The 26,527-nt window shown below is 27.8% G+C and carries 27 protein-coding genes; 25 read left to right on the forward strand and 2 right to left on the reverse strand.

What is annotated here, in order from left to right; genetic code table 11:
- Positions 1-238 precede the first annotated feature (238 nt).
- The 5 genes from AAT22_RS04620 to AAT22_RS04640 are packed head-to-tail and all read left to right on the forward strand — an operon-like array spanning position 239 to position 5,595.
- Positions 239-973 (forward strand): WecB/TagA/CpsF family glycosyltransferase, encoded by a 735-nt coding sequence (locus AAT22_RS04620; protein ID WP_047000411.1) that lies wholly within the window; start codon positions 239-241, stop codon positions 971-973.
- Positions 966-2,498 carry a murein biosynthesis integral membrane protein MurJ gene (gene murJ, locus AAT22_RS04625; RefSeq protein ID WP_047000412.1) on the forward strand — a complete coding sequence of 511 codons (1,533 nt, stop codon included), beginning with the start codon at positions 966-968 and terminating at the stop codon, positions 2,496-2,498. Before AAT22_RS04620 ends, murJ begins: the two co-directional genes overlap by 8 nt.
- Positions 2,499-2,507: 9 nt before the next feature.
- On the forward strand, positions 2,508-3,788 hold the full coding sequence (locus AAT22_RS04630; RefSeq protein WP_047000413.1) for a glycosyltransferase: 1,281 nt from the start codon (positions 2,508-2,510) through the stop codon (positions 3,786-3,788).
- Positions 3,789-3,790: 2 nt separating this feature from the next.
- Positions 3,791-4,939: a glycosyltransferase gene (locus AAT22_RS04635; RefSeq protein ID WP_047000414.1), complete on the forward strand. Its 1,149-nt coding sequence runs from the start codon at positions 3,791-3,793 to the stop codon at positions 4,937-4,939.
- A gap of 2 nt (positions 4,940-4,941) precedes the next feature.
- Positions 4,942-5,595, forward strand: coding sequence for a cyclodeaminase/cyclohydrolase family protein (locus AAT22_RS04640; protein WP_047000415.1), 654 nt, complete (start codon positions 4,942-4,944; stop codon positions 5,593-5,595).
- Between the two features lie 22 nt (positions 5,596-5,617).
- Here AAT22_RS04640 and pdaA read toward each other — a convergent pair whose 3' ends face one another.
- Positions 5,618-6,400, reverse strand: coding sequence for a delta-lactam-biosynthetic de-N-acetylase (pdaA, locus tag AAT22_RS04645; protein ID WP_047000416.1), 783 nt, complete (start codon positions 6,398-6,400; stop codon positions 5,618-5,620).
- A gap of 327 nt (positions 6,401-6,727) precedes the next feature.
- Here pdaA and ychF point away from each other — a divergent pair, with 327 nt between their 5' ends.
- From ychF to AAT22_RS04745, 20 genes are all read left to right on the forward strand, one after another.
- Positions 6,728-7,825, forward strand: coding sequence for a redox-regulated ATPase YchF (ychF, locus tag AAT22_RS04650; RefSeq protein WP_047000417.1), 1,098 nt, complete (start codon positions 6,728-6,730; stop codon positions 7,823-7,825).
- 210 nt (positions 7,826-8,035) lie between these two features.
- Positions 8,036-8,464 carry a division/cell wall cluster transcriptional repressor MraZ gene (gene mraZ / locus AAT22_RS04655; RefSeq protein ID WP_016206812.1) on the forward strand — a complete coding sequence of 143 codons (429 nt, stop codon included), beginning with the start codon at positions 8,036-8,038 and terminating at the stop codon, positions 8,462-8,464.
- An 11-nt stretch (positions 8,465-8,475) separates the two neighbouring features.
- Positions 8,476-9,408: a 16S rRNA (cytosine(1402)-N(4))-methyltransferase RsmH gene (rsmH, locus tag AAT22_RS04660; RefSeq protein ID WP_047000418.1), complete on the forward strand. Its 933-nt coding sequence runs from the start codon at positions 8,476-8,478 to the stop codon at positions 9,406-9,408.
- A gap of 36 nt (positions 9,409-9,444) precedes the next feature.
- Positions 9,445-9,885 carry a cell division protein FtsL gene (locus tag AAT22_RS04665; RefSeq protein ID WP_016206814.1) on the forward strand — a complete coding sequence of 147 codons (441 nt, stop codon included), beginning with the start codon at positions 9,445-9,447 and terminating at the stop codon, positions 9,883-9,885.
- 89 nt (positions 9,886-9,974) lie between these two features.
- Positions 9,975-12,170, forward strand: coding sequence for a stage V sporulation protein D (locus tag AAT22_RS04670; RefSeq protein ID WP_016206815.1), 2,196 nt, complete (start codon positions 9,975-9,977; stop codon positions 12,168-12,170).
- A gap of 101 nt (positions 12,171-12,271) precedes the next feature.
- Positions 12,272-13,723, forward strand: a complete 1,452-nt coding sequence (locus AAT22_RS04675; RefSeq protein ID WP_047000419.1) for a UDP-N-acetylmuramoyl-L-alanyl-D-glutamate--2,6-diaminopimelate ligase — start codon at positions 12,272-12,274, stop codon at positions 13,721-13,723.
- Positions 13,724-13,738: 15 nt separating this feature from the next.
- Positions 13,739-15,100, forward strand: coding sequence for a UDP-N-acetylmuramoyl-tripeptide--D-alanyl-D-alanine ligase (murF, locus tag AAT22_RS04680; protein WP_047000420.1), 1,362 nt, complete (start codon positions 13,739-13,741; stop codon positions 15,098-15,100).
- A gap of 38 nt (positions 15,101-15,138) precedes the next feature.
- Complete coding sequence (gene mraY, locus AAT22_RS04685; RefSeq protein ID WP_016206818.1) at positions 15,139-16,113, forward strand: phospho-N-acetylmuramoyl-pentapeptide-transferase; 975 nt, start codon at positions 15,139-15,141, stop codon at positions 16,111-16,113.
- 22 nt (positions 16,114-16,135) lie between these two features.
- Positions 16,136-17,254, forward strand: coding sequence for a stage V sporulation protein E (spoVE, locus tag AAT22_RS04690; RefSeq protein WP_016206819.1), 1,119 nt, complete (start codon positions 16,136-16,138; stop codon positions 17,252-17,254).
- Between the two features lie 188 nt (positions 17,255-17,442).
- The gene (locus AAT22_RS04695; protein ID WP_047000421.1) at positions 17,443-18,189 is read left to right on the forward strand and encodes an FtsQ-type POTRA domain-containing protein; all 747 of its coding nucleotides are present in this window, start codon (positions 17,443-17,445) and stop codon (positions 18,187-18,189) included.
- A 16-nt stretch (positions 18,190-18,205) separates the two neighbouring features.
- The gene (locus AAT22_RS04700; protein WP_016206821.1) at positions 18,206-18,925 is read left to right on the forward strand and encodes a DUF881 domain-containing protein; all 720 of its coding nucleotides are present in this window, start codon (positions 18,206-18,208) and stop codon (positions 18,923-18,925) included.
- A 15-nt stretch (positions 18,926-18,940) separates the two neighbouring features.
- Positions 18,941-19,291 (forward strand): small basic family protein, encoded by a 351-nt coding sequence (locus tag AAT22_RS04705; protein WP_016206822.1) that lies wholly within the window; start codon positions 18,941-18,943, stop codon positions 19,289-19,291.
- Entirely contained in the window at positions 19,292-20,026 is a 735-nt protein-coding gene (locus AAT22_RS04710; RefSeq protein WP_047000422.1) for a DUF881 domain-containing protein, read from the forward strand.
- Positions 20,027-20,123: 97 nt separating this feature from the next.
- Positions 20,124-20,801: a YggS family pyridoxal phosphate-dependent enzyme gene (locus tag AAT22_RS04715; protein WP_047000423.1), complete on the forward strand. Its 678-nt coding sequence runs from the start codon at positions 20,124-20,126 to the stop codon at positions 20,799-20,801.
- Positions 20,794-21,243, forward strand: coding sequence for a cell division protein SepF (gene sepF, locus AAT22_RS04720; RefSeq protein WP_047000424.1), 450 nt, complete (start codon positions 20,794-20,796; stop codon positions 21,241-21,243). The genes AAT22_RS04715 and sepF overlap by 8 nt, the downstream gene beginning before the upstream one ends.
- A gap of 68 nt (positions 21,244-21,311) precedes the next feature.
- On the forward strand, positions 21,312-22,082 hold the full coding sequence (locus AAT22_RS04725; RefSeq protein ID WP_047000425.1) for a YlmH/Sll1252 family protein: 771 nt from the start codon (positions 21,312-21,314) through the stop codon (positions 22,080-22,082).
- 17 nt (positions 22,083-22,099) lie between these two features.
- The gene (locus AAT22_RS04730; protein WP_016206827.1) at positions 22,100-22,690 is read left to right on the forward strand and encodes a DivIVA domain-containing protein; all 591 of its coding nucleotides are present in this window, start codon (positions 22,100-22,102) and stop codon (positions 22,688-22,690) included.
- 111 nt (positions 22,691-22,801) lie between these two features.
- The gene (locus AAT22_RS04735; RefSeq protein ID WP_016206828.1) at positions 22,802-23,713 is read left to right on the forward strand and encodes an RluA family pseudouridine synthase; all 912 of its coding nucleotides are present in this window, start codon (positions 22,802-22,804) and stop codon (positions 23,711-23,713) included.
- Between the two features lie 12 nt (positions 23,714-23,725).
- Entirely contained in the window at positions 23,726-24,265 is a 540-nt protein-coding gene (pyrR, locus tag AAT22_RS04740; RefSeq protein ID WP_016206829.1) for a bifunctional pyr operon transcriptional regulator/uracil phosphoribosyltransferase PyrR, read from the forward strand.
- Between the two features lie 11 nt (positions 24,266-24,276).
- Entirely contained in the window at positions 24,277-25,434 is a 1,158-nt protein-coding gene (locus AAT22_RS04745; RefSeq protein ID WP_016206830.1) for a class I SAM-dependent RNA methyltransferase, read from the forward strand.
- 971 nt (positions 25,435-26,405) lie between these two features.
- Here the strand turns inward: AAT22_RS04745 and AAT22_RS19000 are convergent.
- Positions 26,406-26,527: ATP-binding protein (locus AAT22_RS19000; protein ID WP_242849789.1), on the reverse strand; the 122-nt coding region annotated here is incomplete at its 5' end.

The following is a 26,527-nucleotide window of genomic DNA, read 5'->3' on the forward strand; positions in this document are numbered from 1 at the left end:
TTAATTTTTAATTATAGTTTACATCTAGTACTTGTTACCTGATACCTGTTACCTAAAAAAATAAAACAACTGTGCGCTGTGCCTTGTGAACTGCAAACTAAAAATTTTGCTTCGCAAAATAAAACAACTGTGCACTGTGCCTTGTGAACTGTGAACTTAAAAGATTGCTTCGCAAAATTTAACAATTGTGGTATTATATTTATGAATAAATTTACTTATGCATTATTAAGGAGAGAAAATGAAAGATAATAATTTTATTGATGTATTAGGATATAAAGTATATAGAAATAAGTTATCTAGTGCATTAAAATATATTGATAGTTTTGAAAAGGTTCATATAGTGTCTGGAAATCCAGAAGTACTATATACAGGTCTTTATAATGATGAGTTATTAAATAATTTTAAGTCTGATAAAGCATTTATAATACCAGATGGAGTTGGTCTTCAAATTGCAGCTAAGTATTTAAAAACTCCTGTTGAAGAAAAAATAGCAGGTATAGATTTAATGAAGGAAATAATAAAAAAATGTTCAAAAGAAAATAAGAAGATTTATTTGCTTGGAACAAATGATGAAAGTCTTAATGCTTGCGTTGCAAATTTGATGGTTAAATATCCTAAGATAAATATTGTAGGCTATAGAAATGGATTTTTTGATATAAATGAAGCAGATGAAATAATAAAAGATATAAAAGAAAAAAAACCATATGCAATTTTCGTAGCCATGGGGTGCCCAAGACAAGAACAATTTATAGTAAGATATATGGAAGAATTACCATGTAAAATATTCATGGGTGTTGGTGGGAGCTTTGATGTAATTGCAGAAAAAGTTAATAGAGCTCCTAAATGGATGATAAAAATTGGGCTGGAGTGGTTATATAGAGTTTCAAGGGAACCTTGGAGAATAAAGAGGCTTGGTAGTATTCCTAAATTTTTACTACTTGTTGCTAAAAACAAAAAGGTGATATATGAGTAAAAATACGATTTTCAAAGCAACTTTCATAGTAATGCTTATGACTATATTAAGCAGAGTAATAGGTTTTGGTAGAGATATGTTAGCCGCATATCATTTTGGAGTAGAAGGATCTTATGATATATATGTTGCCTCAGTTGCAATTCCTGAATCAGTATTTATGATAGTTGGGCTTGCAATATCAACAACATTTATACCAATACTTAGTGAAATTAGACATAATGAAAATAAAGATGAGATGTTTAAGTTTTCAAATAACGTTGTGACTATCTTAAGTATATTATCAATAGTTGTAATTGTATTAGGGTTAATATTTACAAAGGAGATTGTTAATATATTTGTACCTAAGTTTACTAAAGAGCAAATTGAACTAACTATATTTTTAACTAGAATAACTTTAATAAATATAATTCTATTATGTGTTAATGCCTGCTTTGCCTCTATATTGCAGGTATGCGAAGACTTTATTGTTCCATCATTATTAGGACTATTTTTTAATATTCCAATAATAGTATATCTAGTTTTTTTTGCTGAAGTGAGCATTATAGGCTTAACAATTGCTAACGTTCTAGGAAATTTACTTAGGGTATTAGTCCAAATTCCTTCATTATATAAGCAAGGTTATAGATTTAAATTATATATAGATTTAAGAGATGAAAAACTTAGAAGTATGATAATTTTGATACTTCCTGTTATAGTTGGAGCTGGAGCCAATTCAATAAATATGCTTGTAGATAAAAGTTTAGCATCAGGATTAAATACTGGTGCAATGGCATCTTTAGAGTATTCACAAAGGATAGTTACATTTGCTAATACAGCAATAACAACATCAATAGTCTCAGTAATTTATCCTTTAATGGCAAATAGGCTAAATGCTGGTGATAAGCAAGGATTTATAAAATACTTAACTAAATCAATAATAATAATTTGCTTATTTTTAATTCCAATAACTTTTGGAATGTTATTTTTAAGTAAAGAAATAGTTACAGTATTTTATGAAAGAGGGAAGTTTGATTCAAGTGCTGTTGTTCTAACTTCCATGGCTTTATTTGGATATTCTTTGCAGCTACCTTTTGCAGGAATAAGAGATATTTTAAATTCATCACTATTTTCAATGAAGAAAACAAAGGTTACTACAATTAATGGAATAATTGGTGTTGTAATAAATATAGCTTTAAGCATTATTTTATCTAAATATATGGGGGTTCTAGGTATAGCTATAGCAACATCTGTATCATCATTAGTGATAGCTTTATTACTCCTAAATTCAACTAAAGAAGTAGTTGGAAGTTTTAATATAAGTGAAGTTATTATAAAAATTAGTAAAATCATATTAAGTTCAACATTAATGATTTTAATTCTCTATTTTATAAATAGTTTGTTAAGTATAGAAAATTCTTTTATTATTATTTTAACTGATGGAAGCCTTGGAGCTGTAATATTTATGATTATGTGTAAGATTCTAAAAATAGAAGAATTTAATGAAGCTTTAAATATGATAAAGATGAAATTTAAGAAGGAGGGTTAAATTAAGAAAATGAAAATATTATTTATTGCATGTTATTCACCTTTGATTAATAATTCAGCATCAATTGAAACTCTTCAATATTTAAATAATTTAGCAAGGATTGAAGATAATAATATTCATTTATTAACAGTGAACTTTCCTTCAAATTCAATTTATTATGATGAATATATATTTAATATGTTAGATAAGAAAATTAATTTACATATAATATCAGGTGGAAAGTTATTTGAAGCAATTATGCCAAAAAAATATAAAGAAATGTCAGAGACTAATACTACTATAGGAAAAGTCAAAATTAAGAGTGCTTTAAGAACAGTAAAAAAAATATTAGCAGTACCAGACATGTATTTATATTGGGCATTTAAAGCTAGTGAATATGGAATTAAACTTATGGAAAAAGAAGCATTTGATGTTATGTTTTCTATGCATGAGCCACCATCAAGTCATATATGTGCATATAAGATTAAAAAGAAATTTCCAAACCTTAAATGGATAACATACTGGAGTGATCCTTGGCTTAAGGATTCTACACGAGAAGACTCAAACTTTATAAGAAGAAACTTTGAGAAAAGATATGAAAAAAATGTAATTAATTTAGCAGATAAATATATATTTGTAACAAAAGCTAATAGAGATGATTATATTGAAACTTACAATATAAAAAAGGAAGATACTTATACTATTACAAGAGGTTATGATGAAAAAACATATTTTGATATAAAGGAAAAAGAAAATCCCAAATTAATAGATAAGAAAAAGATAAATATAGTTTATACTGGAGAGATTTTTTCGAAGCTTAGAGATGTAAGACCTTTTATTGAAGCGGTAAATAAACTTAATTTAGATGATAATAATCTATATGAAAATTTAAATATACTTTTTTTTGGGAATATAGATGATGAAGATGTTAAATATGACTTATCTAAAATAAGTAATGTAAAAGTATCAAATAGAATACCATATAGAGAAGCTTTGGGATATATGATTAATGCAGACATATTATTACTTTTTGGTAACAAGAATTCAAAACAAATACCAGCAAAAATATATGATTATTTTGGATGTAATGGATATGTATTAGTTGTTTTAGGTGATGAAAAAGATCCTATAATAGATGTAGTGAAAAACTTAGATAAATGTAATATAGCCTTAAATAATTCCAAAGATATTTCAAAAAAAATTGTAGAGTTATCGGAAAAAATATTAAGTGGAAACAACTCAAATCCAATTAAGGAGTATGAGTGGGAAAATATATCGAAAAAATTAAATTCTATTTTAAAGGGGGAGTAGCTATGCATATTATGTTTATACCATCATGGTATCATAATAAAAGAAATCCGGTTCATGGAAGTTTTTTTAAAGAGCAGGCACTAGCCCTTCAAGAATGTGGAATCAAAATTACTATTGCTTATAATGAAATTTGGCCATTGACATTAGCTTTTAAGATAAAAGAAAAAAATGGCTTAAATTATGAGATTGAGGAAGGATTAAAAACATATAGATATAAAAACTTTAATTACCTTCCTAAGAATCCTATGATGTTTAAAGTATTTAATAGAAGATTAGAAAAGTTATATAAAGAAATAATAAAAAGAGAAGGCAAAGTAGATATAATACATTGCCAATCTTCATTTTGGGCGGGGATAAGTGCTAATTATATTTCTAAAAAGTATAATATCCCACTAATAATAACAGAACATTCTTCTTTGAAAAAAGCTGTGTACATTAAGGATAGTTATAAGCCTTTAATAAAAAAGTCTTATTCTGAAGCAGATATACTTATAGCTGTAGGAAGTGGATTAAAAAAAGAAATGTCAGAGTTTTGTGGAAGAAAAGATATAAATATTATACATAATTTAATACCTATGGAAAACTTCTATATAAGTAATACTAAAAACGAAAAATTCACTTTTTTTTCTTTAGCATTTTTAGAAGGTGAAAAGGGAATAGATACACTTATAAGATCATACGCTAAATATTTTAAAGGAACAAATTCTAAGTTGTTAGTAGGTGGAGATGGAAGTCAAAAAGATTTTTTAATTAAGTTATGTGAAGAGTTAAAAATAGAAAATCAAGTAGACTTTCTAGGAGCTTTGTCTAGAAAAGAAGTTTCACATTATATGAGCATATGTGATTCCTTTGTTTTAGCATCAAGATATGAAACATTTGGAGTTGTTTATATTGAAGCTTTAGCATCAGGAAAACCTATTATAGGAACTTATAATGGTGGTGCAGAAGATATTATAAATCCTAAAAATGGATTAATAGTTAAGGTTGATGATGTTGATGAATTAGGAAATGCAATGAAATATATAATGGCAAATATAAACTCTTATAATCCAGAAGATATAAGAAATGAATGTATATCAAGATTTTCTAAAGACAAAATAACAAGAGAAATACTAAAAGTTTATGATTTAATATTAAGTAAGAGAGGTTAATTATGTTATTTAAAGAGTATAGTATAGATAAATTTATAGAAGAATTATCTTCAGATGCACCTTCACCAGGAGGCGGAAGTGTTGCAGCATTAGTAGCTGCTTTAGCTAGTGCATTAAATTGTATGGTTTATTCACTAACAGTAGATAAAAAGGCATTTGAAAAATTGAATAATTCAGAGAAAAATAAGATGCTTCAATTACAAAAAGAAGCTAAGGAATTTACTGATAAATTTCAAAATTATATGGAACAAGATAGAAAAGACTTTTTGAACTTAATGGATAGCTATAAATTACCTAAGGATAGTGAAGAGGAGATTGCATTAAGAAAAGAAAAAATTAAAGAAAATACAATAAAAGCAATGAAAACACCTTTATTATTAGCGGAAGAATGTATTAAGTTTTATGATAATATTGAATTTGCAGTTAGATATGGTAATAAAAATTTAATTTCTGATGCTGGAGTTGCAACTATCTTATTACACTCAGCAATAGAAAGTTCTATAATTAATGTGAAAGTTAATTTAAACTTCTTAAGAGAAGAAGAAATTTGTAATGAAATAGAAAATAAATGTAAAACTATACTTAATAACTCTTATGTTAAAAAGTATAATATTATAAATGTAGTCGAAGATATAATATACCCTAAAAAAGTATAGTCTCAAAAGAGACTATACTTTTTTAGGGTAATTCATTTAAAGATTTAAATTCATATCCTTGAGATTTAAGTTCCTGAATTACAGTTTTTAATATTTTAGTGTTTGTATCAGAAACAGCGTGTAATAATATTATAGAACCTGGATGAGCTCCATTTACTATTTTCTTTATTGCAGCAGATTCTTCAGGTTGCTTATTAACAAGCCAATCTTTATAAGCAAAACTCCAAAATATTGTTTTGTATCCTAAATCTTGAGGTTTCTTTAAGGAATTTTTAGAATACTTACCCATTGGAGGTCTAAAAAATTTAGGCATATCTTGTGAAGTTAAAGCTTTAAATTCATCTTCTACTTCAGTAAATTCTCTAGTAAACTTCTCATTATCTAAAATACTGGCCATGGATGGATGATGTGATGTGTGATTACAAACTAGATGTCCTTCATCTACCATTCTTTTAACTATATCAGGTTGCTCTTTTATATAAGGTTTAACTACAAAAAATGCAGCAGGAACTTGTTCATCTTTTAAAATGTCTAAAATCTTTGGAGTATTACCATTCTCATAACCTTCATCAAAAGTTAGGTATAATATTTTAGAGTTTGTATCACCTACATAGTAAGCGCCAAAGTCACTAAAAAAGCCAACAGACTCTTTAGGTGGTTCTGGAGTTTTCCCTTTTTCTCTATTTACAAAATACCAATTAAGTTCTAAATCATCAGAAGCTAGAGCATTTATAGGGATAAAAGAAAAAGTACAAATAATAATTAAAGATAATATTAAAGTAGTAAATATATTTACTTTTTTCATTATTTCACCACCTTTTATTAAATATATTTAAGTATTAAGTTGATAATAAAAACTGTTTTATCTTAACTATAACTTATAACTTTATTTTTATCTAAAATGATTCTTTTACACATAGAAATACAATGTATAAATGCTATTAATTGGCGATTATGATATTTTGTGAAGCAAAATAGTGAAAAGTGCTTCACAATTTATAAAGTATTATCAATTCTTATATTTTTAGATTAAATACCAAATCCTTATTATAGCTTATATATGTTGAAATAATTAATATTGTAGAGTATAATTTTAAAGATATGATTTAAGAGAAGAAAGGAATGTACATAGATGAATTTAGGAATAGTTGGTTTACCAAACGTAGGTAAAAGTACTTTATTTAATGCAATTACAAAAGCTGGAGCGGAGTCAGCAAACTATCCTTTTTGTACTATAGAGCCAAACGTTGGAGTAGTTAGTGTACCAGATAAAAGATTAGATGTTTTAGAAAAAATGTATAATACTAAGAAGAAAGTTTATACTGCAGTTGAGTTTTATGATATAGCAGGACTAGTAAAAGGTGCTTCTAAAGGTGAAGGATTAGGAAATAAGTTTTTATCTCATATAAGAGAAGTTTCTGCAATTGTTCATGTTGTAAGATGTTTTGATGATGGAAATGTTGTTCATGTTGAAGGTTCAGTTGATCCAATAAGAGATATAGAAACTATAAACTTAGAACTTATATTTGCTGATTTAGAAGTGCTAGAAAGAAGAATGGAAAGATCAATTAAGCAAGTTAGATCCGGAGATAAGAAAGCTAAGGAAGAATATGCTTTAATGGAAAAAGTTAAAGTTCATTTAGAGCAAAACCTACCTATAAGAACCTTAGAAGTTACTGAAGAAGAAGAAGAATTAATAAAGGGATTATTTTTGATAACTTCCAAGCCAGTACTTTATGCATGTAACATATCAGAAGATGATATGATGGAAGGAAACACAAATAATGAATATGTACAAAAAGTAAAAGCACATGCTGAAAGTGAAAATTCAGAAGTTGTTGTTGTTTGTGCAAAGCTTGAAGAAGAGCTATCAGGTTTAGAAGATGATGAAAAGCAAGAAATGTTAAATGAATATGGCTTAACAGAATCAGGGCTAGATCAACTTATTCGTGGAAGTTATAAATTATTAGGGCTTATAAGTTATTTAACAACAGGAGTTCAAGAAGTAAGAGCTTGGACTATTAAGGAAGGAACAAAAGCCCCTCAAGCAGCGGGTAAAATACATTCAGACATAGAAAGAGGATTTATTAGAGCTGAAATAGTTTCTTATGATGCTTTAGTAGAATGTGGTTCAGAAGCAGCGGCTAAGGAAAAAGGGCTTTATAGATTAGAAGGAAAAGAATATGTTATGAAAGACGGAGATGTAGTGAACTTTAGATTTAATGTTTAATTACATTAAAAAAAGACTGATATTAATCAGTCTTTTTTTATTTTCAAAATATTCTAGTAAAATTTCATATGATTTTATTAATTATGTAAAATAAATTATTAAAAAGTTAAATAATTCTTGAAGAAATCATTAAAATTCTATAGAATAGTAGTATAGAGTGGTTAAAAGTGGTTAAAAGTGGAGTGAATTTATAAGAAAGTAGGTATGAAGATGTTTATAGGAGAATATCAACATGCAATAGATGCTAAAAACAGAATGATAGTTCCTGTAAAGCTAAGAGAAGGCTTAGGTAATAACTTTGTAATTACTAAAGGCTTAGATGGCTGTCTTTATGCTTATCCAATGGATGAATGGAAAACCCTTGAAAATAAATTGAAATCTTTACCACTTACTAATAAAGATGCAAGAGCATTTGTTAGATTCTTTTTTTCGGGAGCTTGTGAAGTTGAAGTAGACAAACAAGGAAGAGGTTTAATTCCACAAAATTTAAAAGAATATGCATGTATAGAAAAGGAAATAGTAAGTATAGGAGTACTAACTAGAGTTGAAATTTGGAGTAAAGAAAAGTGGCAAGAATATAATGAGTCAGATATGGATTTTGATTCTATTGCTGAAAAAATGAGTGATTTAGGAATATAAGGAGTAGTATTATGGAATTTAAACATATATCTGTGCTTTTAAATGAATGCATAGAAGGATTAAATATTAAAGAAAATGGAATATATGTCGATGGGACACTAGGTGGTGGAGGACATTCCCTAGAGATATTAAAAAAGCTTTCAAAAGAAGGAACTTTGATTGGTATAGATCAAGATAAAGATGCTCTTAAAGCAGCCAGTGAAAGGTTACAAAATTTTGAAAATGTAAAGTTCGTTCATAGTAATTTTTATAATATAGATTCTATTTTAAATTCTTTAGATATTGAAAAAATAGATGGAATGCTTATGGATTTAGGTGTGTCATCTTATCAATTAGATGAAGGTGATAGAGGATTTAGTTATATGCAAGAGGCACCTTTAGATATGAGAATGAATAGAGAAAATTTATTATCTGCATATGAGGTTGTAAACGAATATGAAGAAACTGAAATTTACAGAATAATAAGAGACTATGGTGAAGAAAAATTTGCAAAAAGAATTGCTAGGTTCATAGTAGAAAACAGACAAAACAAACCTATAGAAACTACTGTGGAATTAGTTGAAATAATTAAGGCGGCTATACCAGCTAAAGCAAGAAGAGAAGGGCCTCATCCTGCAAAAAGAACATTTCAAGCGATTAGAATAGAAGTTAATAGTGAACTATCTATATTAAATAAAGCAATAGAAGATGGAGTAAATAGATTAAATAAAGGTGGAAGGATGGCAATAATAACTTTCCATTCTTTGGAGGATAGAATAGTTAAACTTAAATTTAAAGAATTAGCAACATCATGTACATGTCCAAAAGATTTTCCGATTTGTGTATGCGGTGGAGTGGCTAAAGTTAAATTAATAAGTAGAAAAGCTATAGATCCTAGTAAAGAAGAAGTAGAAGAAAATCCAAGAAGTAGAAGTGCTAAATTGAGGATTATAGAGAAAATTTAAAAAAAGTTAAGTAAAATGTATGGGGGATGTAATAAAATGGTCGATAGAGAATATGATTATATAAGAGGTAATACAGCATTAAATCCAAAAAGAAAATATAATGATATAGACAGAAGAATAGAAAAAGAAAATCAAGAAAAAAAACAAAGAGAATTACAAAGAAAAGAAAGAGATGCAAAAAAGGCTATTGTTAAAAACATCCTTCAAGTATCTTGTGTTGTATTAATTTTAGGAGTTAGTACTATAGCAAGAGATGGTAAAGTTTATAAAATGCAGAATGATCTTTTAAAAGTGAAAAGTGAAATAAAGACTGTTACTGCTGAAGGAGAAGCATTAAGAGTAAAGTTATTAAAAGACAATGGAAGGTTTGTAGATATAAAGAATATTGCTAATAATGTTGGAATGAAAATGCCACAAAAGGATGATTCAGTGGAAATAGATTTAAGTAAAAACTTTTTTGCAAACTTAAATGAATAAACATAAGTAATAAAATAGTACACGTGCCAAGATAAAGAGTGTTAAGTTACACTCAACATGTTTTTAATTAATTACATGGAGGCATTGATGTGAATAGAAAGAATTATAGAGATAAAGCGCTAATGAAAAAAAGAATGTCATTAGCGCTTACCGCATTAACATGTTTATTTGCTCTTTTGATATTTAGATTATCTTACATAATGATAGTTAAAAGAGGTGAATATTCAGAAAGAGCTGAAGAACAGTGGACAAGTGAAGTTAAAATTGATGCAAGAAGAGGTAGAATACTAGATAGAAATGGAGTAGAACTAGCTGTATCTGCAAATGTTTATAGAGTAGACTTTGACTTGAATTCAATACGGTCACATTTAAGGAAGGAAAATTTAACTAATGATTCTATAGCGCCTAAAATAGCAGAAGCCTTAGAAATTGATGTTGAAAAAGTATTAAAAAAACTTAATACAAAGCTTCCAAGCGGTGCTGATGCTGGTGGTGCCAACTTAATTAGAAGAATAGAAAAAGAACCGGCTGATAAAGTGAAGGAATTAAACATACCTGGAGTAATAGTATCTCCAGATACCAAAAGGTATTATCCAAATGGAAACTTCTTAGCACATGTATTAGGAAGTACTAACATTGATGGACAAGGATTAACAGGAGTAGAATTACAATATAATTCTTATTTATCAGGAACACCGGGATTGCGTATATCAGAAATAGATAAGTATAATGATGAGCTTCCATACACTATTTCAAAATTTACTCCTCCAGTAGATGGGAAAGATGTTGTTTTAACTATAGATGCTAATTTGCAAGCTTTTGCGGAAAAGGTAGCGGAAAAAGGATATAAGGATAACCAAGCAAAGCAAGTTTCTATAATAATAATGAATCCGACTAATGGTGAAATTTTAGCAATGGTGAATAAACCTGATTTTAATCCTAATAATCCATATGAAGGTGTAGAAAATTATGAAGGATCAAATACTGCAGAAAAAGTTCAAAAAATGTGGAGAAATCATTTGATTAATGATACATTTGAACCAGGATCAATTTTTAAAGTTGTAACAATGATAGGAAATTTAGAAGAAGGGCTTGTTAAAGAGTCTGATACCTTTACTTGTAATGGAAGTTTAAAAGTTGGACCACATACAATAAAATGTTGGAAAACATCAGGACATGGAACTCAAATATTACCAGAGATACTTCAAAACTCATGTAATGTTGGGTTTATGGAAATTGGTAAAAGAATAGGAAAAGAAAAACTAAATGAATATATTAAGAAATTAGGGTTTGGTAAGGTGAGTGGAGTTGACCTGCCAGGAGAAGCAAAAGGAATAACAAAGAAAACTGAAGATATTACTGAAGCGGACCTTGCTACAATTTCATTTGGTCAAACTAATACAGTAAATGCAATTCAATATATGACTGCTTTTAATAGTATAGTAAATGGCGGGAAATTAATTCAACCTCATATAATGAAACAAATTACATCTAAAGATGATGAAGGCAATATAGTTGTAGATAAAAATTTTGAACCAACAATAACAGAAGTTTTAAGTGAAGAAAAAACAGCTATACTTAGAGATTATTTAGAAAGAACTGTTTCTTATGGGGGCTCAAGCAAAGCATATGTTGAAGGATATCATACTGCAGCTAAAACGGGAACCGCCCAAAAAGTTAATCCAAATGGTGGTGGATATGAGTCAGGGAAATACATTTCTTCTTTAGCGGGTTTTGCACCAGCTGATGATCCTAAAGTTTCAATATTTATTTCTATAGATGAACCTGGAACAGGTACTTATTATGCAGGACAAATAGTCGCCCCTCTTGCCAATATATTATTCACTGATATATTCAACTACATGAGTTCAGAAATATCAAAAGATGATATAGATAGTATAGTTAAAGATGTAGTTATTCCAGAAATAAGAGGTCTTGAAGTTAGTGAAGCTAAAAAAATATTAAAAGAATATAATTTAGAGTATAATATTGATGGAAATGGGTCTATAATAACAGATGTGAAACCTTATCCAGGCTATACTGTTAAAGAAAATTCTAAGATTAATATAGACACAGGAGACTCAGAGTCTTATAATAAAAATGTTATTATGCCTGATTTAAGGGGATACTCTTTAGATTCAGCAACTAAACTTTTAGAGGATCTAGGTGTAAGCTATACCTCAGAAGGTAAAGGAGCTATAATAAAACAAAGTATTCCAAAAGGGGAAATGATTAAAAAAGGAACTAATGTAAAACTTATATTAAGCGATGAATACGGAGATTAATTTAGAATATCCCTTTACATTAGCATGTGGGAAACTCACATGCTAAAATTTTATACAAAAGAGATAGGGAGTTCTTTTTAGAATAATAAGGAGATGGTGAAATGAAGTTATTAGATTTATTAAATGGAGTAAGTTATCAATTATTAAGTGGAGAATTAGAAAAGGAAATAAATAACATTCAATATGATAGTAGAAAAATAGAAGTAGATGACTTATTTGTATGTCTTACAGGCTTTGAAGTTGATGGACATAATTATGCTAATAAGGCAATAGAAGCAGGAGCAAAAGTAATAATTTGTGAAAAAAATATAGATATTAAAGAAAATGATGTAACAGTATTACTTGTTAAAGAAGGAAGAAAAGCTCTTGCTTTAATGGCGGCTAACTATTATGGACATCCAACTAGGAAATTAAAATTAATAGGTGTTACAGGAACAAATGGAAAAACTACTACGGTATATCTTTTAAAATCTATGCTAGAAAAGGCAGGTAAAAAAGTTGGTTTAGTTGGAACTATAGCTAATTATATAGGTGATACCAAAATTAAGTCTGAAAGAACCACTCCTGAATCATTAGAGCTTCAGAAATTATTTAAGGACATGGTAGAGGCAGATTGTGAATATTGCGTTATGGAGGTTTCATCACATTCACTATATTTAGATAGAGTATACGGATGTGAGTTCGAAATAGGAATATTTACAAATTTAACAAGAGACCATCTAGATTTTCATAAATCTTTTGATAATTATTATGATGCAAAATTTAAATTATTTCAAAGAAGTAAGTCTTGTGTAATAAATGTTGACGATGATTTCGGTTATAGAGTATTAAGAGATGTTGAAAAATTAGATAATAAAGAAATAAAGACGTATTCAATAAAAAATGAGAGTGATTTTAAAGCTTCAGATCTTATGTTAAAAGAAGGAGACATACATTTTAAGATAAATGGAGAAGAATTTAACTCTGTGCTGCCAGGAGAATACAATGTGTATAATGCGCTAGGTGCTGTGGGGGCAATGAGCATTTTAGGTATAGATAAAGAATTAATGAGAAAAGGCTTATTAGATGTTGTTGTACCTGGTAGATGTGAAAGAATAGGATACAAATATGATATACCATATGATATAATAATAGATTTTGCCCATACTCCTGATGGATTAAAAAATATTTTAGAAACATTAAAAGGATTTACTAAAAATAGATTAATAGCTGTTTATGGATGTGGCGGAGATAGAGATAAAGTTAAAAGAGCTGAGCTTGGAAGAATTGGGACTGAACTTGCTGATTTAGCAATAATAACATCAGATAATCCAAGAGAAGAAGATCCAATGGTAATTATAAAAGAAATAGTTGCAGGTATTAAAAAATCAAATTATTTAGCAATTGAAAATAGAGTTGAGGCAATTAAGCTTGCTTTAGGCATGGCAGAAGAAGGAGATGTGATTGTTTTAGCTGGAAAAGGACATGAAAATTATCAGATTGTTAATGAAGGTGTAATTCATTTTGATGAAAGAGAAATAGTAGATGATATTTTAGAAAATAAGAAGAAATAATTAGAGGTGGATAAATTGGAATTATCTTTAAAAGAGCTTTTAGAAGCTGTAAATGGCGAAGTAATATTTATGGGCAAAACTGAATTTAATAGTATTTGCATTGATACAAGAAAAATAGAAAAAGATAATGTATATTTAGCTATAAAGGGTGAAAATTTTAATGGAAATAAATTTGTTTTAGAAGCTTTTAAAAAAGGAGCCTCTGTAGCAATAATTGATGAAGTACTATTTGATTTAAATAATAGAGATAATTTAGAAACGGTAATAAAAGTTCAAGATACAGAAAAAGCTTTATTACAGCTTGCTCATTACTATAGGAAAAAGTTAGGTTTAAAAATAGTAGGTGTTACTGGGTCATGTGGAAAAACTTCTACAAAAGATTTAATTGCAGCATTTTTAAGTGAGAAATATAAGGTTTTTAAAACTAAAGGAAACTTTAATAATCAAATAGGATTACCTCTTATGATTTTAGAACTTGATAGTTCAATAGATGTTGCAGTTTTAGAAATGGGAATGAGTAACCTAGGAGAGATAGATGTTCTTGCAAATTGTGCAAGACCTGATATAGCTGTTATTACTAACATAGGGTTATCTCATATAGAAAACTTAAAAACTCAAGAAAATATATTGAAGGCTAAAAGTGAGATATTCAATTATTTTGGTGAAGAAAACTCTCTTATAATAAATGGAGAAGATGAAAACTTGTTAAAAATACAAGATAAGTGTTTTGAAATCCTAAAAATTGGATATAATCATGAATATGATGTTTATGCATTTAATATTATACTAGAGGAGGACAAAACAACATTTACTGTTAAAGATAAAGAAGAAGAAATTATATTTACAATACCGATGGCTGGCAAACATAATGTATTAAATTCAATGCTTGCAATAGAAGTAGCTAAAAAATTAAATGTAACTTTTAATGAAATGAAAAGAGGGATAAAAAATTTAGAAGCTACATCAATGAGACTGCAAGTTATTAAAAAAAATAAGATAACAATTATAAATGATTGTTATAATGCTAGTCCAGACTCAATGAAATCTTCAATGGATGTACTTAGTACTTATAAAATAGGAAGGAAAATAGCTATACTTGGGACTATGAATGAACTAGGTGAAGAAGCTGCAAATTCTCATAAGGAAGTAGGAAAATATGCTTTGAATAAAGTAGATTTATTAATAGCAATAGGAAAATATAATGATTGTTTTAAAGAAGGATTTGCAGGAGAAAACTTAATTACTTTTACTACAAAAGAAGAGTGTATAAATAATTTAAGCACTATAATTAAAGAAAATGATGTAGTTTTAGTAAAGGCTTCAAGAGGTATGAAGTTTGAAGATATAGTTAGTTCATTGGAAGAAGTCTCAATATAACGAAGGAGGTGAACTGTCCTTTTTAGAGGGCAGGAACAATGGGGGATAAATTAATAGACATATTTACATCAAATTTAACTTTGGGATTAGTATTAGCTTTTATAATATCGTTAGTACTAGGACCTATAACAATACCAATGCTTAGAAGATTAAAGTTTGGTCAAAATATAAGAAAAGAAGGGCCTCAAAGCCATCTGAAAAAAGCTGGAACTCCAACTATAGGGGGAGTTATATTTATAATCTCAACAGCTATAGTAATGGTGGTAATGAGATTTAATCCAACAGATGAAGCTATGATTGCACTTTATTCATTACTTGCTTTTGGATTTATAGGATTTTTAGATGATATTCTAAAGATTGTGAAAAAGGAAAATGAAGGATTAAAGGCATGGCAAAAGATGTTATTATTAGTTATATTTTCAACTGCTATTGCAGTATATGGATATGTTAACTTAGGAACAAGTTTAAGAATACCATTTATAGATACAAAAATTCCACTTGGTATACTTTATATTCCTTTTGTAATAGTTTATTATGCAGGTGCAACTAACGCAGTTAATTTAACAGATGGGTTAGATGGCTTAGCATCTACTGTAAGTGTTTTAGTATTAACATTTTTTGCAGTTGTAGCATTTATAATGAAACATGAATCATTAGCAGTATTTTCAATTGTATTAGCAGGTGGGTTATTAGGATTCTTAAAATTCAATGCATATCCTGCCAAAGTATTTATGGGTGATACAGGATCACTAGCAATTGGAGGTGCTGTAGCTACTATTGCATTAGTCTTAGAGCTGCCATTAGTATTATTTATTGTTGGTGGAATATATGTTTTTGAAACAATATCAGTAATACTACAAGTTTCCTCTTACAAATTAAGGGGAAAAAGATTGTTTAAGATGGCACCAATTCATCATCATTTTGAGCAAGAAGGATGGAGTGAAACAAAAATTGTTACAGTTTTTGCTATAGTGACTGTGATATTAAGCTTTATAGGATTTATAGCCCTTTAATTACTGAATTGGAGGAGTTTTTATGAGAGAAAAAAAAGCCCACGGAAAAGTGGGTGAAATTGACTATGGTATATTCTATTCCGTTATATTTTTATTAGCAATAGGGGTAATTATGATATATTCAGCAAGTTCATACTATGCGATGTTCAAAGAAGGCGATAGTATGGTGTACTTAAAAAAACAATTAATTTGGGCAATTACTGGATTGATAGCTATGGGTTTTATGGTTAGTTTTGATTATCATAAGCTAAAAAGAATTACTCCACATCTTTTAATAATAACAGTACCATTGTTAATAGCAGTATTTTTCTTTCCAGCAGTAAATGGTGCGAAAAGATGGATTCAACTTGGACCATTATCATTTCAACCATCAGAGCTTACGAAATATGTTATAGTCTTATTTTTAGCTATGAGCTTAGATTTAAAAGGAGATGGAGTTAAAAAGTTTTGGTCTGGTATAGTACCATATCTTGGAGTATCAGGATTCTTTGCAGCAATGATATTGGCTGAAAAAAACTTAAGTATAGCTGCAATAATTATGATTGTTACTTTTATAATGCTTTTTGTGGCAGGTGGAAGAATTCAAGATTTATTTGGAAAAGTTGCTCCAGTATTGTTAGTTGCAGTTATGTTATTTATCTTTGGAGAAGATTATAGAAGAGCAAGAATGCTTAATTTCTTAAATCCATGGAAAGATCCAGCAGGAGATGGATATCAATTAATTCAATCTTTTTACGCGCTAGGTGCTGGAGGAGTGACAGGATTAGGTCTTGGACAATCAAGACAAAAAACTTTGTATATGCCAGAACCTCATAATGATTTTATATTTTCTATTATAGGTGAAGAACTTGGATTAATTGGCTGTTTATTTATAATTGTATTATTTATATTTTTTGTATGGAGAGGTATAAAGGTTGCAATGAAAGCTAAGGATACTTATGGAACATTATTAGCTATAGGAATAACATCAATAATTGCAGTTCAAGCAATTATTAATATTGCAGTTGTAACAGGTTCTATGCCTGTAACAGGAGTTCCAATGCCGTTTATAAGTTACGGAGGTACATCTCTTGTGATTAATATGATGGCAATAGGGATACTTTTAAACATATCAAGACAAGTTCAAGGAAAAGAGATATAAATTGTTATTGTGAAGAGTGAGTTTTAATGTTAATTCTCACTCTTTTTTATGTGAGAAAAGTATTAAATTATTATAAAATTATTAAATTATTATAAAAAGTTTAAATTTAGTAAAAATAATAATGAAAAAATACCCAGAAAGTGATATTATTATAGTAAGTGATTATATTATGTAAAAGTAGGGGAATTATGAATAATACAAATCAATTTATAAGAAAAAAAAAGAAGAAGAAAGTAATAAAAAGACTAATTTTAGCTTTGTTTGTTTTTACAATAGGAATTATAATATTTATATATAAATCACCTTTATTCAATTTGAAAAAAATTAATTTAACAGGCTTAGTGACTTTAACAAATGAAAGTTTACAAGAAAAACTAAAATATAATATAGGGCAAAATATATTCACTATAGATTATAATGAGATTGAAAAAGAACTAAAAGAAAATCCTTATGTAAAAGAAATAAAAATAACTAAAAAAGGTATAAATAGTTTGAATATAAATATAAAGGAAAATAAAATAGCTTATTATTTTGAAAGTGAAGGAAATTTAAAGGCAATTAATAATGAAGGAATAATTGTGGAAGAGTTAGATAGTTTAGAAGGCAGAAATTTAATTATGCTTACAGGAGCTGATTTAACGGAAAAGACTGTAGGAGATAAGGTAACTGATAATCCTAATTTGAAAAATGTATTAGAGAAGTTTTATCAAATAATAGAGTTAATGCCACAAGAATATGTTTTTTCTAAAATAGATATTAAAGATATAAATAATATAGTATGTTATATAGGAAATGTAGAAATAATAATTGGAGATATTACTAACTTAGCAGATAAAATGAATTTGGCTCTTAATGCAATTGAACAAGGAGTTATTTCAAAGGGGTATATTGATATGAGTTTTAATGGCCCACCAGTTATAAAGCAAATTGATTAGTAAAGGGGGAAGCTATATGAAGAAGATTACATCACAAATATTTGTTGCAGTTGTTTGTGCATTTTTAGGATTTTTGCTTGCGCATCAATTTAAATTACTTAATGAAAAAAATAAAGAAAATAAAATAGTTCAAAATTTAGATATAATTGCAGAAATAGAAGCATTAAAAAAAGAAAAAGAAGAGTTCTTAGAGTCTAATAATGTATTATCCGAAAAACTGAAGCAACTAGAAGAAACCGTTGCAAAAGATGGTGCTGTTGAAGGAGAAATAAAAAAGCAGCTTGATAATACTAGAATGAATTTAGGGTTAGTGGATGTTAAGGGGCCAGGAGTAGTTATAACTATAACTCCTAAAACTAATATTTTTGGCTCTAATAATTCAACTACAACTAGAATTATTAGTGAAGAAGAAATAGCTTATATAGTTAACTCTTTAAAATTTGCAAAAGCAGAAGCAATATCTGTAAATGATTATAGAATTACTCCACAAAGTGGTATTAGGAATTCGGGAAATTGGATTTGGATAGGATCAGCTGGAAGAATAGATCCTAATGATAAGATAGTAATAAAAGCTATAGGTGATAAGCAAGCGTTAAAAAATGCAGTAACTTTTGTTGGAGTATTAGAGTATCAAGCATTACAAAATTATAATAGCGAAGTAAAAGAAAGTGACGAGATTATAATAAATAAAACCACTCAGTCTTTAACAAGTGAATTTGTTAAACCTATAAATTAAAGGAGGGAGATTTTGATGATAGCATTTATTGGATTATTAATAGGTGTACTTTTAGGATTATTATTAGATGTAAATATACCAGATACCTTATCTCCCTATATGTCTGTTGCAATTTTAGCATGTTTAGATTCTGTTTTTGGTGCGGTTAGAGCATCTTTATCAAAAAACTTTAAATCAGATATATTTATTTCAGGTTTCTTTGGTAATGCATTGTTAGCGGCAGGTCTTGCATACTTAGGAGATAAGCTTGGAATTCCAATGTATATAGCAGCAGTTATTGTTTTTGGAGGTAGAATATTTGATAACTTTGCAGTTATAAGAAGATTATTAATTGAAAAGTTAAAATCTCGTGAACGAGGTGAATAAATGAAAAATATAAAATCAACATTTTTTATTTTATCGGCATCAGTTGTAACAGGATTGCTTATAATAATTGGAATTAATGCAAATAATACTAAGATTAATGTATCTTTAAATGCAGTTGAATATAAAAATGCAGTAGAAGAAAGAAGTAAATTGTACAAAGAAATAGAAAAAATAAAAAATGAAAATATAGATTATAGATACAAAATAAGTAAATATGAAGGTAATGATCCTGAGAAGAGTAAGAAGCTAGTTGAAGATATGAAAAATCAGTTAATTGATTATGGCGCTTTAGGTGGAATCACATCTGTTAAAGGGCCGGGATTAGTAATAAAGATATTAGATGGAGATATAAATTATAACTTAGAATCTTATTATGAGATATGGAGAAAGATATTCCATGATTCTGACGCAGCAATGGTTTTAAATGAGTTAAAAAATGCAGGCGCAGAAGCTATAGCTATAAATGATCATAGAATACTACCTAATACTGGAGTAATATGTTATTCGGCGGCTATAGCATTTGAAGACCAATCAAATGTTTCATCTCCATTTTATATTTATGCTATAGGCAATCCCGAGGAAATGAAAGCATCTTTATTAGCAGAAAATAGTTTTATACAAAAATTGCTTTTAAGAAAATTAAAAATAGAGGTGTCAGAAAAAGATGAAATAGTGATTTCTGCAACAAAACAAAATACAGATGTGAAATATATGGAAGTATATCAGAAAAAATAAAATTTTATTAAAAAATATTTTAAAATTGAAGGAATTTAAGTTTTTTTGAAGAATATTTACAGTGTATATGTTAATAACTTCTTTAGGAGGAAAAGACTTGGTTATAGAAGAAAATATAAATAAAATAAAAGAAAATTTATCAAAAGATGTCACATTAGTAGCAGTTTCAAAGACTAAGCCTATAGAAGATATAGAACTTGCATATAAGGCTGGACAAAAAGATTTTGGCGAAAATAAAGTACAAGAGCTTATTGAAAAAGAAGAAATTCTTGAAAAAGATATAAGGTGGCATTTTATAGGTAATTTGCAAACTAATAAAGTTAAGTATTTAGTAGGTAAAGTCTATTTAATACATTCATTATCTAGTATTAAACTATTAAAAAAGATAGAAAGTGAATTTTCAAAAGAAGGTTTTATAGCTAATCTTTTAATACAAATAAATATAGGCAAAGAGGAAAATAAAAGTGGAATTTTTGAGGAAGAGTTAGATGGTTTAATAAATGAAATTGAATTATGTAATAATTGTAAAGTTAAAGGATTAATGGCCATAATTCCAAAAGGAAATGATACTGAAAATAGATATTATTTTAAAAAAATGAAAGATATATATGATACTTTAAGTAAAAGGTCATATAAAAATATTTCGATGGAAATCTTATCTATGGGGATGACTAATGATTATAAAATAGCTATTGAAGAAGGCTCTAATTTAATAAGAATTGGTGAAGGAATATTTGGTAAAAGAAATATATTAGGAGGATTAACGAATGGGTAACATGTTTGGAAAATTTAAAGAAATAATTGGACTTGGTGAATATGAGGATGATTTAGAGGATTTAGAAGATACAGAACTTGAAGAAGAAATACAAGAAGAAATTGAACCAATTATATCAAAACAAAAAGGAAATAAAGTAGTAAATATTCATACTGCATCTACAGCAAAGGTAATGGTAACAAAACCAAATAGCTATGATGATGCAAGAGAAATTGCTGATGCTATAAAAGCAAGAAAAATAGTGTTAGTTAATGCAACTACTTTAGAAACAAAGGTAGCACAAAGATTAGTAGACTTTATAAGTGGATCTTGTTATGTTTTAGGTGCTACATTACAAGAAATAGAGCAAAGAGTTTACTTATTATCACCTTCTAATGTGGAAGTTACAAATGAATTAAAAAATGAACTTAGCTCAAAAGCATTATTTAATTGGAATAAATAATTAATCAAACATAATGTTTATTAATAGTTTATAATTAATATTTTAATTAACAATAGGATGTAGATTTAATGTTAAAAAAAGAAACTTTAATAAAAAGCTTTAGTGAAGAAGATATAAACGAAGCTTTAAAAATATATGAAAAATATAAATTAGCTTATGAAAAAGATATACCTATATTTACAAATAACTTTCATTCACCAAATATATGGAGTTTTTTTGAGGGAAACTGTAATAATAGCAATTTTGTAGTTGAAACAAATGGACTTTTTGAAGAATCCGAAAGAAGAATAATTGCTTTTAATAATTATTATAAAACCAATTATCCTATTAAAATTTTAAGAATAAGTAATAAATCTAACTTTTCAAATTTGAAGCATAAAGATTATTTAGGATCAATATTGTCATTGGGAATTGGGCGTGATAAATTAGGAGACATAATAGTTAAAGAAGATAAAGCATATATTCCTGTCTTAGAAGATATAAGTGATTTTATATTGAATAATTTATCACATATTGGAAAGTCTCCAATTGAGATAAAAGTGATAGAAGATAATAATGAATTGCCCTCTGCTCAGTTTGAAGAAATATTTATAAATGTATCTTCATTAAGAGCAGACAGTATTGTAGCAAAAATTTCGAATGTATCAAGATCAAAAGCAATTGAAATTATAGAAAGTGGCAAAGTGTTAATAGATTATGTCAAAGCTAGAGATAAAAGTCAAGAAATTTCAAAAGATACTAGAGTTACAATCAGAGGAATTGGAAAGTTTATAATTGGCGAAATAATTGGCGAAACTAGAAGTGGGAAGCAGAGAATTGTAGTAAAAAAATATATATAATGTGTAGAGGTGATTTTATGAAACTTACTCCAATGGATATAAGTAATAAAGAATTCAAAAAGGGGTTTAGAGGCTACAGTAGTGATGAAGTTGATGAATTTATCAATGAAATTATAGAAAACTATGAAGAACTTTATAAAGAGAACTCAAGATTAAAAGAAAATTTATCAAGAGTTAATGAAAAATTAGAGCATTATTCAAAAATAGAAAATACAATTCAAAACACACTGTTATTAGCGCAAAATGCAGCTGAACAAGCAAGAGAGTCATCACAAAAAGAAGCAGAAATAATTTTGAAAAATGCAAATGATTCTGCTAAGAAAATTTTAGACAAGGCTCATAATGATGTAGTTTCTATAAATGATGAATATGAAAAGGTAAAGCAAGAGTTCATAAAGTTTAGAGCTAAATTTAGAAACTTTATGAATGCACAAACAGAAACTTTTGATGAATTAGAAAAGGACTTAACTAAGAATTATAATATATCAGAACCATTAGAAGAAGCAGCAATTGATGTTATTGAATTATCCAGTAAGAACATAGAAGAAATAGAAGAAGTTTATACTGAAGATATGGACGAAATAAAAAGCTTCTTTGCAAAGAACTAATACATAAAATCCGTTTAATACGGATTTTTTATTTTCTTTTTACTATTGAGTGTAAAGTTCTTATGTATTATAATGTGTAAAGAATTATAAGGAAAATGGAGAACAATATTAATGGACGAATTAGTATTTAAAATAAAAGAAGAAGACATTGGAGTTAGAATAGATAAATATTTAGTTAATGTTATAGATGGAAAATCTAGATCTTTTATACAAGGCTTAATAGATTCTAATGCAATTATAGTGAATAATAAAGAAGTCAAGAGTAATTATAAACTAAGAAATGGTGATGTAATAATAGTAAGTACACCAGCTCCAATGGATCTTGATGTAGAAGCAGAAGATATAGAACTTAACATAGTTTATGAGGATGAAGATGTAATAGTACTAAATAAACCACAAGGAATGGTTGTACATCCTGCCCCAGGTAATTATAGTGGAACATTAGTAAATGCACTGCTGTTTCATTGTAAAGATTTATCAGGAATAAATGGTATTATAAGACCTGGAATAGTCCATAGAATAGATAAAGATACATCTGGAATATTAGTAATAGCTAAAAATGATGAAGCTCATAATAGTTTAGCGCAGCAATTCAAAGAACATACTATAAAGAGAGAGTATTATGCATTAGTTGAGGGTAGATTTAGTAAATCTGATGGAATCGTGGATAAACCCATAGGAAGAAATAAAAAAGATAGATTAAAGATGGCTATAGTTGAAGATGGAAAAAGAGCCGTAACCCATTATGAAGTCTTAGAGCAATATAATAATGGAACAGCCTTAGTAAAATGTAGGCTAGAAACAGGAAGAACACATCAAATTAGAGTTCACATGTCTTCAATTGGGCATCCTTTAGTTGGGGATCCTATTTATGGCAATAAAAAACAAAAGTTTAAATTACAAGGTCAAGTATTACATGCAAAAACTTTAGGATTTATTCATCCAAGAACTAAGGAATATATGGAATTTGATTCAGATTTACCTAAATATTATTTAGAATTATTAGAAAATATAAGAAAATAGAGGTGGATTTAAATGAACTTAAAGGCAAATTTATTAGATGATAAAGCAATAAAAAGAACTTTAATAAGAATTTCGCATGAAATAATTGAAAAAAATAAAGGTATTGAAAACATAGTTTTAATTGGTATTAAAAGAAGAGGATATCCTTTGGCACAAAGAATTGCAAGAAATATAGAAAATATAGAAGGAATAAAAGTTCCTGTAGGCTATGTTGATATATCATTATACAGAGATGACATAACCGAAATAAAAGATATGCCTAGAGTTAATAATATGGATTTAGGTGTAAATGTTATAGGTAAAAAGGTCATATTAGTAGATGATGTATTATATACTTGTAGAACAGTAAGGGCGGCAATTGACGCTATAATTGATTCAGGAAGGCCAGAACAAATACAATTAGCTGTATTGATAGATAGAGGACATAAAGAACTACCAATAAGAGCTGATTATGTAGGTAAGAATATCCCAACTTCAAAAAGTGAAATAATAGCGGTTGAAATAGAAGAAATTGACGGTAATGATTCAGTAAAAATTTACGAAGAAAAATAGAGGAGAATAATATGGAATATGATTTAATTGCAACAACAACCTTTGGTCTTGAAGGTATTACTGCAAAAGAATTGAAAGCTTTAGGCTATGAAGACTTAAGAACAGAAAATGGAAAGGTACATTTTACAGGAGATGAAATGGATATTGCAATAGCTAACATTCATTTAAGAACAGCAGATAGAATATTAATAAAAATGGCAGAATTTGAAGCAAGAAGTTTTGAAGAATTATTTCAAGGTACAAAGAATGTAAAATGGAGTGATATAATCCCTATAGATGGTATTATGCATGTTAATGGTAAATCCGTAAAATCAACATTACATAGTGTACCAGATTGTCAATCTATTGTAAAAAAAGCTATAGTAGACAGTATGAGTAATTCTTATGGAATAAGCCAATTTGAAGAAAATGGACCATTATATAAAATTGAGGTATCAATACTAAAAGATGTTGTAACATTAACAATAGATACCTCAGGACCAGGTTTACATAAAAGAGGCTATAGAGAAGAAGCAGGAGCAGCACCCCTTAAAGAAACCTTAGCAGCTGCCATGGTACTTATTTCTAGATGGAAAGAAGATTTTATTTTAGTTGATCCTTTTTGCGGATCAGGGACAATACTTATAGAAGCTGCTATGATTATGCAAAATATAGCACCAGGAATGTGTAGAAGTTTTACATGTGAAACTTGGCCAACAATGGATTCTGATGTTTTCGAACAAGTAAGAGAAGGTGCGGAAAGAGCAATTAAAAATAAAGATATAAAGCTTATAGGATATGATATAGATGGAAGAATACTTAAAGTAGCAAGAAGTAATGCAGAAAAAGCAGGAGTTTCTAAATATATTGAATTCCAAAAAAGAGATTTTAATGATTTTTCAAATAGTAACAGATATGGATTTATAATTTCTAACCCACCATATGGAGAACGTTTAGGAGAGAAAAAAGAAGTAGAACAATTATACAAAATCTTTGGAAGCTTTAAAAAGAAATTTTTCAACTGGGATTACAATGTTCTTACATCTTATGAAGGATTTGAAGGTCCATTTGGAAGAAAATCAACTAAAAACAGAAAGCTATATAGTGGTAAATTAAAATGCTATTACTATCAATACTTTGATAATGAGCTTATTAAAAATGATGGAGATATGCTTATAAACCATATATAGCGACGATTGAAAATGGGTAGCTTATAGTTGATAATTAATGAAAGGATATGATTTATAGCTAAATCTATAAATCATATCCTTTTTTTAATAACTAAAGATATTATAAATGATATTATCTTGTAAAATAAAAATATCTAACTTGTATTTATATACGATTAAGTTAAATTTAAGAATTTTGTTAAGGAATTGTAAGGTAAATAAATTATAATTAAATATAGAATTTCAAAATCGAAGATACCGTAAGATTTAAAAATTTATAGTTCATAGTAATATAGCGCATAGTTATACTATGGTAAGGGAATTTAAAATTAGAAAGCCAATATTTATTTAAGCTAGAATTTATTTGAATGAATACTGAAATTATAATCCATAAATTATGTAGGATACTAATATAAGGTTTTGAAAAATTGTATTACAAATCGATTTAAGTTTTGAGGTGAAATTAGTGTATAAAGATGCTATTAACTTAGTTCCTATTCTACACTTTTTTATTCCTATTATTTTAGGGACATTAGTTGGCTGTATATGTAAAAATTTTAATTTAATAAAAACAACATACCAAATAATAATATCTATTATTATTTGTATAATTTATCTTGCAATTATAGCTTTTTATACTTCAAGTCAAAATGAAACCCAACTTTTGATAATTTTATTTATTTGGAATTCAATTTTAATTTTCATTTCAAATAAAATTTATTTATATTTTTGCAATAAAAAGAATGCACATTCTTAATATTATTATTTAAAATAGAAGTGGACAAAATCAATATTTGTACACTTCTATACTATATATTATCAACCTTGATTTAAAACAGATCCTAAAATATAAACTATTTAAAAATAGTAAGAAAATGTATATCACAATAAAGGGGTGAGGGGAATAAAAATAAAGAAAAGAAAGCATATTGTAAATGTCAACCTCAAAATGTTGAAAAGTTCCAACATGAAAATGCATAATTATTTGATAGTTATTTGTTTTCTTGTTGGATCATTTCATATACATCTTTTGTTCTATAAGATGGCCCAACTATTTTAATAATATGAGCATGATGTAGAAGCCTATCAAGTATAGCATTCGCTAGCGTAGCAT

This window comes from Clostridium sp. C8 (assembly GCF_001010885.1).
Classification (GTDB): Bacteria; Bacillota; Clostridia; order Clostridiales; family Clostridiaceae; genus Clostridium; species Clostridium sartagoforme.